This is a genomic window from Mesorhizobium sp. B1-1-5 (assembly GCF_006443065.1).
GTDB lineage: Bacteria > Pseudomonadota > Alphaproteobacteria > Rhizobiales > Rhizobiaceae > Mesorhizobium.
This window is the reverse complement of sequence record NZ_VFWS01000142.1, coordinates 1-13014: the sequence shown is the minus strand read 5'-3', so window position 1 is coordinate 13014 and position 13014 is coordinate 1. Positions and strand designations below refer to the sequence as shown.

The 13014-nt window shown below is 63.2% G+C and carries 15 protein-coding genes; 6 read left to right on the top strand and 9 right to left on the bottom strand.

Annotated features, from left to right (window positions below):
- Positions 1-169 precede the first annotated feature (169 nt).
- Together FJ980_RS26690 and cysE are read right to left on the bottom strand one after the other, a co-directional pair.
- Complete coding sequence (locus FJ980_RS26690; protein WP_042644432.1) at positions 170-373, bottom strand: DUF3126 family protein; 204 nt, start codon at positions 371-373, stop codon at positions 170-172.
- Positions 374-523: 150 nt separating this feature from the next.
- Positions 524-1372 (bottom strand): serine O-acetyltransferase, encoded by an 849-nt coding sequence (gene cysE / locus FJ980_RS26685; protein ID WP_140546669.1) that lies wholly within the window; start codon positions 1370-1372, stop codon positions 524-526.
- A gap of 121 nt (positions 1373-1493) precedes the next feature.
- Between cysE and FJ980_RS26680 the strand changes: the two genes are divergently transcribed.
- Complete coding sequence (locus FJ980_RS26680; protein ID WP_140546668.1) at positions 1494-2093, top strand: hypothetical protein; 600 nt, start codon at positions 1494-1496, stop codon at positions 2091-2093.
- 5 nt (positions 2094-2098) lie between these two features.
- Here the strand turns inward: FJ980_RS26680 and FJ980_RS26675 are convergent, their stop codons facing one another.
- From FJ980_RS26675 to FJ980_RS26660, 4 genes are all read right to left on the bottom strand, one after another.
- On the bottom strand, positions 2099-2599 hold the full coding sequence (locus tag FJ980_RS26675) for a GNAT family N-acetyltransferase (protein WP_140546667.1): 501 nt from the start codon (positions 2597-2599) through the stop codon (positions 2099-2101).
- 24 nt (positions 2600-2623) lie between these two features.
- A complete protein-coding gene (locus FJ980_RS26670; protein ID WP_140546666.1) occupies positions 2624-3391 on the bottom strand; it encodes an alpha/beta hydrolase in 768 nt (255 codons plus the stop codon).
- Between the two features lie 15 nt (positions 3392-3406).
- Positions 3407-3901, bottom strand: coding sequence for a DUF192 domain-containing protein (locus FJ980_RS26665; protein ID WP_140546665.1), 495 nt, complete (start codon positions 3899-3901; stop codon positions 3407-3409).
- Between the two features lie 113 nt (positions 3902-4014).
- Positions 4015-4608 (bottom strand): cold-shock protein, encoded by a 594-nt coding sequence (locus FJ980_RS26660; protein ID WP_095765583.1) that lies wholly within the window; start codon positions 4606-4608, stop codon positions 4015-4017.
- 260 nt (positions 4609-4868) lie between these two features.
- On the opposite strand from FJ980_RS26660, the gene gloA reads away from it, so the two are divergent.
- Positions 4869-5309, top strand: coding sequence for a lactoylglutathione lyase (gene gloA, locus FJ980_RS26655; RefSeq protein WP_140546664.1), 441 nt, complete (start codon positions 4869-4871; stop codon positions 5307-5309).
- A gap of 224 nt (positions 5310-5533) precedes the next feature.
- On the top strand, positions 5534-5821 hold the full coding sequence (locus FJ980_RS26650; RefSeq protein WP_140546663.1) for a DUF2218 domain-containing protein: 288 nt from the start codon (positions 5534-5536) through the stop codon (positions 5819-5821).
- Positions 5822-5855: 34 nt separating this feature from the next.
- Here FJ980_RS26650 and FJ980_RS26645 read toward each other — a convergent pair whose 3' ends face one another.
- Entirely contained in the window at positions 5856-6407 is a 552-nt protein-coding gene (locus FJ980_RS26645; RefSeq protein ID WP_140546662.1) for a DUF1697 domain-containing protein, read from the bottom strand.
- A complete protein-coding gene (gene ilvA, locus FJ980_RS26640; RefSeq protein WP_140546661.1) occupies positions 6404-7660 on the bottom strand; it encodes a threonine ammonia-lyase IlvA in 1257 nt (418 codons plus the stop codon). The genes FJ980_RS26645 and ilvA overlap by 4 nt, the downstream gene beginning before the upstream one ends.
- Positions 7661-7892: 232 nt before the next feature.
- Between ilvA and FJ980_RS26635 the strand changes: the two genes are divergently transcribed.
- Positions 7893-8969, top strand: coding sequence for an alpha/beta hydrolase (locus tag FJ980_RS26635; protein WP_140546660.1), 1077 nt, complete (start codon positions 7893-7895; stop codon positions 8967-8969).
- 105 nt (positions 8970-9074) lie between these two features.
- Positions 9075-10238 (top strand): alpha/beta hydrolase, encoded by a 1164-nt coding sequence (locus FJ980_RS26630; protein ID WP_140546659.1) that lies wholly within the window; start codon positions 9075-9077, stop codon positions 10236-10238.
- A gap of 7 nt (positions 10239-10245) precedes the next feature.
- Here FJ980_RS26630 and ade read toward each other — a convergent pair whose 3' ends face one another.
- Positions 10246-12063, bottom strand: coding sequence for an adenine deaminase (gene ade / locus FJ980_RS26625; protein ID WP_140546658.1), 1818 nt, complete (start codon positions 12061-12063; stop codon positions 10246-10248).
- Positions 12064-12224: 161 nt separating this feature from the next.
- Between ade and FJ980_RS26620 the strand changes: the two genes are divergently transcribed.
- Positions 12225-12890 (top strand): outer membrane protein, encoded by a 666-nt coding sequence (locus FJ980_RS26620; protein WP_140546657.1) that lies wholly within the window; start codon positions 12225-12227, stop codon positions 12888-12890.
- Positions 12891-13014: the final 124 nt, after the last annotated feature.

Sequence of the window (13014 nt, the reverse complement as noted above, 5' to 3'; positions counted from 1 at the left end):
ATCCATGTCGGCGAGGATCTCAGCCTCACCTATCGCTTCCCGAAGGAATTTCTGGGGGATTGGCAGGCGCTTGACGCGGCAATCACCGCCGAGGCCGGGCGTGTCCTGAAGGCGGGACAGTGACGGAAGGCCGGCCGCGGTTGCGTCCGGCATCGCCATGGGCGTGGGATCAGCCCAGATCGATGTCGAGGATCGCCATCGAGAAATTGTAGTCGCCGTCGTCCTCGTCCTTGAAGACGATGCCGAGGAATTCGTCGCCGACATAGACTTCGGCCGAGTCTTCCTTGCGCGGACGCGCCTTCACCTGCAGCTTGGGATTTTGGAAGACGCGCTTGAAATAGGCGTCCAGCTTTCTGATTTCGTCAGGCTTCAAAAGACTTCTCCGAAATGTCGGCTTAATTCATGGGAACGCGCTTCTGACACGCCGACGGTGGCGATGTAAAGGCAAGCCGACAGGATAACACGTGACAACCGGCACCTGAAAACCGTGGCCGGATTCCGGTCACCAATCGGGCTGACAATCTCAGATGTCGAAGCTGACCACGTGGTCCATGCTCTGCGACGGCAGGAGCTGGTCCATCTGTCGCGAAGGCTGGTCGCAGCCGGTTTCCCCCACGACCCGCGCCGGCACGCCGGCAACCGTCTTGTTGTGCGGCACGGGCGACAGCACCACCGAACCGGCGGCAATCTTCGAGCAATGACCGACCTCGATATTGCCGAGAATCTTGGCGCCGGCGCCAATCAGCACGCCGCGGCGGATCTTCGGATGACGGTCGCCATTGGCCTTGCCGGTGCCGCCCAGCGTCACGCCGTGCAGGATCGACACGTCATCCTCGATGACCGCCGTCTCGCCGACGACCAGCCCGGTGGCGTGATCGATAAAGATACCCTTGCCGATGCGAGCGGCCGGGTTGATATCGGTCTGGAACACCGATGACGACCTGCTCTGCAGGTAGAGCGCGAAGTCCCGGCGGCCATGGTTCCACAGCCAATGCGCCAGACGATGCGTCTGGATGGCGTGAAAACCCTTGAAATAGAGCACCGGCATGATGAAACGGTCGCAGGCCGGGTCGCGGTCGTAATAGGCCTGGATGTCGACGCGCACCGTCGTGCTCCAGTCGGGATCGTCATCCAGCATGGCTTTGAAGGTCTGGCGGATGAGATCGGAGCCGATATCCTGGTGATCGAGGCGCTCGGCAAGCCGGTGGATCACCGCTTCTTCCAGGCTCTCCTGGTTGAGGATCGTCGAATAGAGGAACGCAGCTAGCAATGGATCGCGGTTCACCGCCTCCATCGCTTCGTCGCGGATCGACCGCCAGATCGGATCGACCGGCTGCACCCTGCTGGGGCGGGCAATCGTAACGCTGTTCATCGACGCTCTCCGGCCTTGCTCATTCTCCGGCGGCACATATAGGCCAGATCATAGCACGGTTGAACTCAATTTTCCTTAGTGCTTTGTCAAATGGACCTGGTTCACGCAAATTCAAGCGACGATGGAAAACGAACCCTTGATCGACGACGCGCTGAAAAGCGAGCTTGCGGCGCTCTACCGGGCTGCCGATCGCCACTACCATGGCTTGGCCCACATCGAGGCTATGCTGGCGCTGGCGGCCGAATACCGACGGCTTCTGCATGACCCCGAGGCTGTCGAAGCGGCGATCTGGTTTCATGACGCGATCTATGACAGCCGCGCCAAGGACAATGAGGCAAAAAGCGCAGACCTGGCCGAGAAAAAGCTCGCTGGGCGCGTCGATCCGCCTCGCCTCGCCCGCATAGCGGCGATGATCAACGCCACCGCCACCCATCAATTGCCGCCTTCACGCGACGAGAATGCGCTCAACGATGCGGCGCTTTTGCTCGACATGGATCTGGCGATCCTCGGCGCCGAACCCGCGGTCTTCGATGCTTATGAGAAGGCGGTCCGGCTGGAATATGGCTGGGTGGAGGAGCCGATGTGGCGCGCCGGCCGCGCGGCGGTCCTGAAGAGTTTCCTCGCCCGTCCGCATATTTTCTACACATCCGGATTCCGGCAGCGTTTCGAGACCCGGGCAAGGACGAACCTCCAGCGCTCGCTCGCAGCGTTGGAGGGCTGAAAAGCCTAATCCGGAAAAGTCTCCATCCGTTGCGCATAAGGCTTGAATCCCGCGCCTCCATAGACCGACTGGGCGGCCGGATGGTCATAAGTGTCGGTGTGGAGCCAAAGCCTTCGCGGCCGATGCGACCACGCCGCGCGTAACGCCTGGTCGAGCAGGAACGGCCCCAGCCGCTTTCCTTGAAAAGCCGGGACCAGTCCGAAGTGAACGAGCTCGACAGCCTCTTCGCCGACATTGTTGAACTCGCAGAAGCCGGCGGCCTCGCCGGCGACACGCAGCACATGGATGTGCGTGGCGTCATCGGCGAGCAGCTTTTCGAGGTCCGCCTCTGACATGCGCAGTCGCTGGTCCCATTGCACCGGTCCGCCGACGGCACGATAGAGATCGAGATAGCCCGAAAGATCGGGCCTTTCGCGCGCCACGACCGCGACGGGCGACGGTGACGCAAGCGGCACGCCCTGAGGCGGCGCCAGCATCTCCATATAGGTGACCAGCAGATCGACCATTGTCAGCCCAGCAGCGCCGCGCGCTTAGAGCGGGTTCTCGGCGTAGAACTCGAGCACGCGTTGCTTGAAGCTCTTGTCGCCGACGGCGAGCATGTGGTCGCGGCCCTCGATATGAAAGGCACTGGCATTCGGCATCAGCGCCGCAAGCTCGTCCGGCGAACCGCCGATGTCGTCCTTCGTGCCGACGGCAATCAGCGTCGGCTGGGCGATGCGGGCCATGTCATCCTCGCTCAGCAACTCGCGCGACTTTGCGATGCAAGCCGCAAGCGCACGACGGTCGCTGCGCGTCTGATCTGCGAAAGCGCGAAAGGAGCGGCCGCGCGGATGCGTGGTGGCGGCGGGATCCTCCGCCAGCAGGGCAGCCGCGATCGGATCCCAGTCGCCGACGCCGTCGACCATGCCGATGCCGAGGCCGCCGAACACCAGCGTCGCCACCTTCTGCGGATCGGAGAGCGCCAGGAAAGCCGAGACGCGCGCGCCCATCGAATAACCCATGACATGCGCGCGCTCGATGCCGAGATTATCAAGCAGCGCGGCCGCATCGGACGCCATCTTGGCCGGCGTGTAATCGGCCTCGTCATAGCTCTTCGACGACGAGCCATGGCCGCGATGGTCGAAGGCAATCGCCCGGTAGCCGGCGTCGTTCAGCGTCTTGAACCAGCCCGGCGAGACCCAGTTGACGTAGTGGCTGGAGGCAAAGCCGTGGATCATCAGCACCGGGTTGCCCTGCCCCGAGGCCGGTTGGCGATCGAGATAGGCAAGTTCGAAACCGTCATGGGAAAAGAACTGCATCGGCGGAACTGCTTCTCAGTTGGAACTGGAGGCGATAGCCGGGTGGCGCAACAGATCGCCTTCCTTGATGCCGTCCCTGGCGGCTGTGCCGGCCTTGAGTTCAAGCACGAAGCGCACGGGCTGTCCCGGCGAGATGATCGCTTCGGATTCGGGCTCGCCGCGCTTGATGGCTTTGATCCTGCCATCCTCACCGATGAAGATGAGGTCGAGCGCCATCGGCGTGTTCTTCATCCAGAAGTCCACCTCGTCCGTTCTTTCAAAGACGAACAGCATGCCGTGATCGTCTGCCATGGTCCGGCGAAACATCAGTCCTGCCTCGCGTTCGGCTGAGGTATCGGCGATCTCGATGGAGAAGGAACGCTCGCCGGAGCCGGTCGACACCACAAGCGGCGTCCGGTCGATCGGCAGCAGCATCGCATCCGCCGAACTTGGTTTCGCAGCAATGAAACAGGCGGCGAAAACGATCGCGGCGCAGAATATGCCCGCAGTCAGCCAATTGCGATGAACCATGCGTACCTCGTCCAGACGCTCGTCCTAACCCATGATCCGGACAAGTGGAACCGGTTTTCGGACAAGATGGTCGCGCCGCGGCAAAGGGACTTTTCGACTGCGTCGAGAAGCCCTCAGTGCGAGACCGACAAGGTACCCATATCGGGGTGGATTTCGGCGGCCATAAGGCCTTTGTCGCCGCGTCCGAAGCGAACGAGCACGACTTGGCCGGGGCGGAGCTCGGTTATGCCGTAGCGCCGCAGCGTCTCCATGTGGACGAAGATGTCTTCCGTCCCCTCGCCCCGCGTCAGGAAGCCGAAACCCTTGGTGCGGTTGAACCACTTGACCAAGGCTCGCTCGAGGCCGCTCTCCGGGTTGACGGTGACGTGGGTGCGCTGTTCCTGCTCTGCCGGGTGGACGGCCGTCGAGGCATCCATGGAAAGGACGCGGAAAGCCTGCAAGCCGCGCTCGCCCTGTTTCACCAGGCAGACGACCCGCGCGCCCTCGAGCGCCGTCTGGAAACCGTCCCTTCGAAGACATGTCACATGGAGGAGAATATCACCCGAGACGCCGTCGTCCGGAAGAATGAAGCCGTAGCCCTTGGCCACGTCGAACCATTTGATAGCGCCGGCGATTTCGACAAGCTCGGCGGAGTCGCCGCCATTGTCCCGCTGCAAGGCGTCGTCAAGGCTTCCGTCCCGCCTCGTGAAAGAGGCTTTTTCCCCCATAAGAATGCCCCCTTTTTCCAACTGAACCGCAACTGATTCTTGCCAAGAGATTAACACTGCGGCTTCCGGGGTGTGCAAGGGCTGACGTGCCTTTTTTCACCGTTCAGCACCGGAAAGGCTGAAATGTCCTTTGCCGGCGCTTCCGTAAGCCGAAATCGCAAGGCCTGAAATCGACCGCGCCGCCGCTATTGTCGGACGATTGCCCTTTCACCGGACGGCTCCTATGGTGCCCGCAACCCCAACACTTTGAGGAAGCCGCCATGCGCTATCTGCACACAATGGTCCGCGTCGCCGATATCGACCAGTCGCTCGATTTCTACTGCAACAAGCTCGGCCTCAAGGAGGTGCGCCGCTACGAGAACGAGCAGGGTCGCTACACGCTCATCTTCCTCGCCGCGCCGGAAGACGAGCAGAGCGGCATCGATGAGAAAGCGCCGCTGGTCGAATTGACCTACAATTGGGACCCGGAGGACTATAAGGGCGGCCGCAATTTCGGCCACCTCGCCTACGAGGTCGACGACATCTATGCAACCTGCCAGAAGCTGATGGACAATGGCGTGACCATCAATCGTCCGCCGCGCGACGGCAACATGGCTTTCGTCCGCTCGCCGGACGGCATCTCGATCGAGCTGCTGCAGAAGGGCCCGGCCAAGGCGAAGGCCGAACCATGGGCCTCGATGCCGAACACAGGGGCCTGGTAAATCCGGCGATGCCGCGCCGATCTGGCCGGCCGCCGCCAGAGCAATTCCAGCAAAAGTGTGGGCGGTTTTCCGTTCGGAATTGCGTCAAAACGAAGAGATAGAGCGGTTCGCCGTTTCGGCGAAACGGTGAAACACTCTAGCGTTTCGCCGGGCATCGCCTATCTATCGGGAATTGGCGCCAGCCTCGTCCAGGCTGGCGTTTCTTCATCCGCCAGGAGAATTTCATGCTGACCAGCCGCGCCGATGTCGCCACCGAACATGCCAGCCGCTACCTGCAGCAGCTCTGCAAGCACTGGTCGCATAAATTCCCGGTCGAGTTCGACCCGCGGCACGGCGCCATCCAACTCTCGATCGGCCGCACCGTGATGGACGCCGACGATCAGGCGCTGCACATCGCTGTGGCCGCCGACGATGAAGCGTCGCTGGAGCGGCTTGAGAGCGTGGTCGCCGACCATATCAAGCGCTTCGCCTTCCGCGAGGAATTGAGCTTCGATTGGCAAAAGGCCGCCTGAGCTGGAGCAATTCCGGGAAAAGTGCCTCGAACAGTCAGCCGCCGGCCTTGCCGACCATTTCGAGCAGCGCCAGCACGCTGCGCCAGTTGCGCGCCGTGCCCGGCACCTTCAAGGTACGCGGGATGAGATTGGCGAAGACCGATTTGCCGACACCATCCGGCGCATGCAGGTAAAGCACGTCGCCCTTGACCTCGAAGCGCTCGGGGCCGGTGCATTTGTCGGCGAGCCGCTTCGTCTCCTCGGCGGTCGGCTCCCGTTCCAGCGCATAGGCGTGCAGCTTGGTCGGCTCGCCGGCGACCTCGGGATAGGGGTTGTCCTTCACCAGCCGCTCGAACCAGCCGGCATCGCGCACCATGATGCGCGAATGAAATCCCCACTTCTTCTCGAAGGCAGCCTCAATCTCCCTGGTCAGCGCCGCCGCGTCCCCCTTCTTCGCCCGGAACACGACATTGCCGCTCTGCACATAGGTCGCGACATCGCTGAAGCCGAGACTTTCGAAGAGGGCTTTGAGCTCCGCCATTTTGACAATGCGGTTGCCGCCGACATTGATGCCGGAAAATAGCGCAACGAAAACCGTGCCCTTCATATGATGAACCCCGCCAGCGTCTCGTTGTCGGTGATATCCTGATATTGCACGCCCTCAGCGTCGAAATTGGCTTTCAGCAGGTCGAAATTGCGCCGGTCCTTGGTCTCGATGCCGATCAGCACCGAGCCGAAGTTGCGCGCCGACTTTTTCAGATACTCGAAGCGGGCGATATCGTCGTCGGGACCAAGCATTTCGAGGAAATCGCGCAGCGCGCCCGGCCGTTGCGGGAAGCGGATGATGAAATACTTCTTCAACCCTTCGAAGCGCAGCGCCCTCTCCTTCACGTCCGGCAGCCGCTCGAAGTCGAAATTGCCGCCGGAGACGACCGCGACGATCGTCTTGCCCCTGATCTCCTTGCGCGAAAAATCCTTGAGCGCGTCGATCGCCAGCGCGCCGGCCGGCTCCAGCACGACGCCCTCGACATTGAGCATCTCGATCATGGTGGCGCAGAGCCGGTTCTCCGGAACCAGCCGCACGGCATCGGCGGTGAAGTCCTTGAGATGGCGCAACGGCTCGCGTCCGATCTCGGCCACCGCGGCACCGTCGACAAAATTGTCGACCTTGGCGAGCCTGACCCGCTTGCCGCCGGCAAGGCTCTCGCGCAGGCTCGGCGCGCCCGCGGGCTCGCAGAACACGAAACGCGGATCGCGATGCTGGTCGGCGAAATAGTGGGTCACACCGGCGGCAAGGCCGCCGCCGCCCACCGGCAGCATGACGATGTCGGGCACGCGCCCGCCCGGCATCTGGGCCGCGATCTCGTAGGCAACCGTCGCCTGGCCCTCGATAATGTCCTTGTGGTCGAAGGGCGGCACCATATGCGCGCCGGCGGTCTCGGTGAATTCGAAGGCGGCGCGGTAGCAATCGTCGAAGAAGTCGCCGACCAGCTTGATCTCGACGAAATCGCCGCCGAACAGCCGCGTCTTGTCGATCTTCTGCTGCGGCGTCGTCACCGGCATGAACACGACGCCCTTCTTGCCGAAATGGCGGCAGACGAAGGCAAAGCCCTGGGCGTGATTGCCTGCCGAGGCGCAGACGAACAGCTCGGCATTGTTGCCGGCGGCGAGCGCCTTGCGAAAGAAGTTGAACGCGCCCCTGATCTTGTAGGAGCGCACCGGCGTCAGGTCCTCACGCTTCAAAAGGATGCGCGCGCCTGTCTTCTTGGACAGGTAATCGTTCTCCTGCAGCGGCGTTTCCGGAAAGATTTCGCGGATCGCCTCGGCGGCAGCGGCGACGCGAGAAGAGAAGCTGTTCAATAGAAGTCCCTCATTTGGTCTCGGCGGTACGCCAGGACAGCCGTATCCCGCGCCGGCAACCTTCCTGCCGCCGTTTTGGCTTTCGCGCAACAGTGCGATGGCCGTCGCCCGACGTTGAGCCAATTTCCACTGGACACGACTTACTTTAGCCGCACTTCGGCTGTCCGGGAGATTTCCGCGGAGGTGGACGGCCAATCGTGGCCGGAGTGGAATTGCCAGTGAAAGTGTCGACGTGCGGTTGAAGACAATTCTGATCATTGCCTATGCCCTGCTGATATCAGGCTGCGCGGGCCACCAGACGCAGGAAATCCTGGGCAGCGTCGTCGTGCCGACGACGGCGACCGAGATCGCCGGCAACCACTCGATCTTCATCGCCACGACCCGCAAGCGCTCCGACGACCCGAACAAGGTTTTTGACGGCGAACGCTCGGCGACGCTCAACTATGCGCGTGTCAACGTCACCGTTCCCCCCATTCACCAGACCGGCCAGATCGAGCGCCGCTCGCGCGGCAAGTCGAACGACCCGACCAAGTATTTCATGGCCTCCGAAGTTGTCGGCTACGACACGCAGCCGAAATTCGCCAGCGCCCTCAACGCCGACATCGACGCCCGCGGCGGCCGCGTCATGGTTTTCGTCCACGGCTACAACACCGGCTTCGACGACGCCGTCTACCGGCTGACCCAGATCGTCCACGATTCCGGCTATCCGGGCACGCCGGTGCTGTTTTCCTGGGCTTCCGGTGCCAAGACCACCGACTATGTCTATGACAAGGAAAGCGCCGCCGCCGCCCGCGACCAGCTGGAGGTGACGCTGCGGATGCTGGCGCAGACCGGCGCCCGGCGCATCGACATTGTCGCCCATTCGATGGGAACCTGGGTGACGATGGAAACGCTGCGCCAGCTTGCCATCACCGGCGACCGCGATCTCGGCGGCAAGCTCGGCGACGTGGTGCTCGCCTCGCCCGACATCGATGTCGATGTCTTCAAGAGCCAGATGCGCCGCTACGGCAAGCCGGACAAGCCCTTCATCCTGCTCCTGTCGGACGACGACCGGGCGCTGCGGCTCTCCGGCCTGATCGCCGGCGCGCGGCCGCGCGTCGGCGACTATCGGGATGCCGCAGATCTCGCCTCCTATGGCGTCACGGTGGTCGACCTCTCCAAGATCAAGGGCGTCGACAGTTTCAACCACACCAAATTCGCCGACAATCCGATGATGGTGCAGATGATCGGACAGCGGCTGCGTGAGGACGATGGCTTTGCCAGCGACCGTGATGTGACGGACCGCATCCGTCAGCTGGCCGCGCAGTAACCGTATGCGTGCGGGTTCCGCGCCGCAGGGACTTTGAACTGGACCCGGCCGCTCTCTGGCTTTATCGCAGTAGCAAGAGAAATTGCCGCCCTTGGGGGATCCCGGGTGACTGTGCATGTGAAGATCGTTGTCGGCCTTGCCTTCACGCTCGCCCTCGCCGGCTGCGCCGGTCCCACGCACGATCTTCTCAACCGCAAAACAGTTACAGCGCCTGCCTCCGACATTGCCGCCACGCATGAGATCTTCGTCGCCACCACCCGCCAGCAGGCGACCAAGGATCCGCGCCAGGTCTTCGACGGCGATCGTTCGCTGACCACCAGCTACGCCCGCGTCGACGTCACCGTGCCGAAGATCCACCAGGTCGGCGCGATCGAGCGCGCCAAGGGCTCGGCTGACTCCAATCCGGCCAAGCAGTTCACCGCCACCGATGTCGTCCACTATGGCGACGCGCGGCAATTCGCCAAGGCGGTCGGCGCCGACATTTCCATGCGCGGCGACCGTGCCCTGGTGTTCGTGCACGGCTTCAACAACGGTTTCGATGACGGTATCTACCGCATCACGCAGATAGCGCATGACACCAAATATCCCGGAACGCCGGTGCTGTTCTCATGGGCATCGAGCGCCAAGGCGACCGGCTACATCTACGACAAGGACAGTTCGACCGCCGCGCGCGACGATCTCGAGGCGACGCTGCGGATGCTTGCCAAGACACGCGTCAAGAGCATCGACGTCATCGCCCATTCGATGGGCACCTGGCTGACGATGGAGGCGCTGCGCCAGCTCGCCATCACTGGCGACCGCGATCTTGGCGGCAAGCTCGGTTACGTCATCCTCGCCTCGCCCGACATCGACGTCGATGTCTTCAAGAAGCAGATGATCCGCTACGGCAAGCCGGACAAACCTTTCGCCATCCTGCTTTCCGGCGACGACCGGGCGCTGAAGCTGTCGAGCTTCATTTCCGGCGACAAGCCGCGCGTCGGCGACTACGGCAACGCGGCCGACCTCGCCGATTACGGCGTGACGGTGGTCGACCTGACCCACGCCAAGGGCGGCGACGGCGGCCTGAACCATGCCAAATTCGCCGACAATCCGATCCTGGTGCAATTGCTGGGCAACCGGCTGCGCACGCCGGCCGGCCTTGCCTCGGACGAGCCCGACCCGACGCAGCTCAACAATATCGGCCAGGGTCTCGGCAAGGCGGTCGGCTCTGTCGCCGAGGTCGTCATCACCACGCCGTTCAGGGTGTTGACCATCGCTACCGGCGGATAGCTGACGCTCAGATAAAAAGATCGACCTTCTGGAACGTGGTCACGTCGACCAGGCCGACGTCCGAGATCCTGAGCTCCGGAATGACCACCAGCGCCAGCAGCGAGTGCTGCATATAGGCGTTGTTGAGCGAGCAGCCGACCTTGCGCATCGCCTCGGTCAGTTGATCGGCCTTGGCCGCGACGATCTCGGCGCGTTCGTCCGACATCAGGCCGGCGATCGGCATCTCGACCAGCGCCAATTCCTTGCCCTCGGAATAAAGCACGACGCCGCCGCCCACCTCGCTCAGCCGGTTCACGGCCAAGGCCATATCCTCCTTGTTGGTGCCGACGACGATGATGTGGTGCGCGTCATGCGCCACGCTGGACGCCATTGCGCAGTCTTTTACATAGCCGAAGCCGGAGACGAAGGCGTTGGTGACGCCGCCCGTGCCGCGATGCCGCTCGACCAGTGCGATCTGGCATATGTCGTTGCGGCGATCCATGGCGACCAGCCCGTCCTCGACCGGCAGGTCGGCTTCCAGCGCCCGCGTCGGCGCCTGGTTCTCGATCACGCCGATCACCCGCGCCCGCACCTCGTTGGCGCCCTGCGGCGCAAAAATGTCGAAGTCTTTCGCCGCGAGTTTCTTGCCGAGCCTGACGGTATTCTTCGAGGATGGCGGATAATCATAGGCCGCAATGTCGATCTCCAGCTTGCCGCCCTTCGCCAGCCGGACGCCGCGCGCATAGACCTCGTCTATGGTCATGCGGGCAAGGTCCGAAACGATCAGCAGATCGGCGAGCCGCCCGGGCGCGATGGAGCCGATCTCGCGCTCCAGCCTGAAATGCTGCGCGGTGTTGAGCGTCGCCATCTGGATCGCCGTCACCGGCTTCAGCCCCTGGGCGATGGCATGCCGCACCACGCGGTCCATATGGCCTTCATGCACAAGCGTGCCGGAATGGCTGTCATCGGTGCACAAGATGAAGTTGCGCGGGTCGATGCCGCCTTCGGTCACCGCCTTGATCTGCGCCGCCACGTCGTACCAGGCCGATCCCAGCCTCAGCATCGCCTTCATGCCCTGGCGCACCCGCGCGATCGCGTCCTCCGCGCGCGTGCCTTCATGGTCGTCCTCCGCCCCGCCGGCGACGTAGCCGTGAAACGGCAGGCCGAGATCGGGCGACGCATAGTGCCCGCCGACCGTCTTGCCGGCCTTGACCGTCTCGGCGATCTCGCCCGACATCACCGGATCGTTGGCGACAACGCCGGGGAAATTCATCACCTCGCCAAGCCCGATGATGTTTTCCCAGGTCATGGCCTCGGCAACGTCGGCGACCGTCAATTCGGCGCCGGCATGCTCCAGCCCCGGCGCCGACGGCACGCAGGACGGCATCTGCACATGCACGTTGATCGGCATCGCGACCGCCTCGTCATGCATCAGGCGCACACCCGGCAGTCCAAGCACATTGGCGATCTCGTGCGGATCGATGAACATAGAGGTCGTGCCGTGCGGGATGACGGCGCGGCAGAACTCCGTCACCGTCACCATGCCGCTCTCGACATGCATATGCGCGTCGCAAAGGCCGGGGACCAAATAGCGCCCGCCGGCATCGACCACCTTCGTCCCCTGCCCGATGGCATGGCCGGCGTTCGGCCCGCAATAGGCGAAGCGGCCGGCTGCGATCGCGATATCGGTGCCGGGGATGATCTCGCCCGAATGGACGTTCACCCAGCGACCGTTGCGGATGACCAGATCGGCCGGCTTCCGGCCCACCGCGACGTCGACCAGATGTGTCGCCACTTCCGTCCACGGCTTTGGCTTTGCGGTGCTGGTCGGCTTGGCGTTCGTCATGAGCTTTGAGTCCTCTGCGTAGGTCACTTTGGCAAATCTCGGCGTCCGGAGCCAGAGCGTCAGGTCGTAAACCACTGTTGCAGAGATGCAATTCCGTTTCGCGGCGAATGGGGCTAGTCTGTTTCGAGGAGTCGTTCGAAACCGCCATTTCGGAGCGATCGATGCGTCGACTGACGCTTGCCAGTGCCGGCTTTCTTGTCCTGCTGTCCGGATCCGCCCGGGCGGCGGATCTGGGTGCCGATCTGCCGATGACCGCGGCCGGCTTCGACTGGACCGGCTATTACGCCGGCCTGCAGGCCGGCTATGGCTGGGGCCGCTCCGACATCAGCGGCGACGGTGGCGGTCCGTTTTCGGTCAAGCCCGACATCGATGGCGGTTTCGTCGGCGGCCATGTCGCGGGGCTCTGGCAATTCGACCAGGCTGTGATCGGCGCCGAGGCCGATCTTAACTACGCCTCGATCGACGGCACCGCCGAGGCCGGCCCGGCAAACACATTCGGCACCGACATCAAATGGTTCGGATCGATCGATGCCAAGGCCGGCTACGCCATGGATCGCGTGCTGATCTACGGCATCGGCGGCGTCGCTTTCGCCGGCATTGAGACCTCACAGGCGGCAGGCACGGCCTTTGCCCAAACCCGCACCAACACCGGCTGGACGCTCGGCGCCGGCGTCGACTATGCCTTGACCAACAATGTCGTCGTCGGCGCGCAATACCGCTACTACGATTTCGGCAAGGAGCATTTCGATGCGCCGGACACCTTCGCCGACCGCGACCAGGACGTGAAGCTGCAGACGCTGGGCGTGAATTTCAGCTATAAATTCTAGGGTTTGCGGCACCGCGACGACGCGCAACACCCCTCTGGCATGCCTTGAAAATTCAGGTGGCCGGCGCCCGCAGGGGGCGGGCTTCATGGGGCGAGCCATAGCATCGGGCCTCGTTCCGAAGAAG

What these genes read in the sequence shown, in the direction of transcription:
- cysE (WP_140546669.1), bottom strand. Translation starts at nt 1,372, where the DNA reads ATGAACAGCGTTACGATTGCCCGCCCCAGCAGGGTGCAGCCGGTCGAT.
- FJ980_RS26680 (WP_140546668.1), top strand. Translation starts at nt 1,494, where the DNA reads ATGGAAAACGAACCCTTGATCGACGACGCGCTGAAAAGCGAGCTTGCG.
- FJ980_RS26675 (WP_140546667.1), bottom strand. Translation starts at nt 2,599, where the DNA reads ATGGTCGATCTGCTGGTCACCTATATGGAGATGCTGGCGCCGCCTCAG.
- FJ980_RS26670 (WP_140546666.1), bottom strand. Translation starts at nt 3,391, where the DNA reads ATGCAGTTCTTTTCCCATGACGGTTTCGAACTTGCCTATCTCGATCGC.
- FJ980_RS26665 (WP_140546665.1), bottom strand. Translation starts at nt 3,901, where the DNA reads ATGGTTCATCGCAATTGGCTGACTGCGGGCATATTCTGCGCCGCGATC.
- FJ980_RS26660 (WP_095765583.1), bottom strand. Translation starts at nt 4,608, where the DNA reads ATGGGGGAAAAAGCCTCTTTCACGAGGCGGGACGGAAGCCTTGACGAC.
- gloA (WP_140546664.1), top strand. Translation starts at nt 4,869, where the DNA reads ATGCGCTATCTGCACACAATGGTCCGCGTCGCCGATATCGACCAGTCG.
- FJ980_RS26650 (WP_140546663.1), top strand. Translation starts at nt 5,534, where the DNA reads ATGCTGACCAGCCGCGCCGATGTCGCCACCGAACATGCCAGCCGCTAC.
- FJ980_RS26645 (WP_140546662.1), bottom strand. Translation starts at nt 6,407, where the DNA reads ATGAAGGGCACGGTTTTCGTTGCGCTATTTTCCGGCATCAATGTCGGC.
- ade (WP_140546658.1), bottom strand. Translation starts at nt 12,063, where the DNA reads ATGACGAACGCCAAGCCGACCAGCACCGCAAAGCCAAAGCCGTGGACG.
- FJ980_RS26620 (WP_140546657.1), top strand. Translation starts at nt 12,225, where the DNA reads ATGCGTCGACTGACGCTTGCCAGTGCCGGCTTTCTTGTCCTGCTGTCC.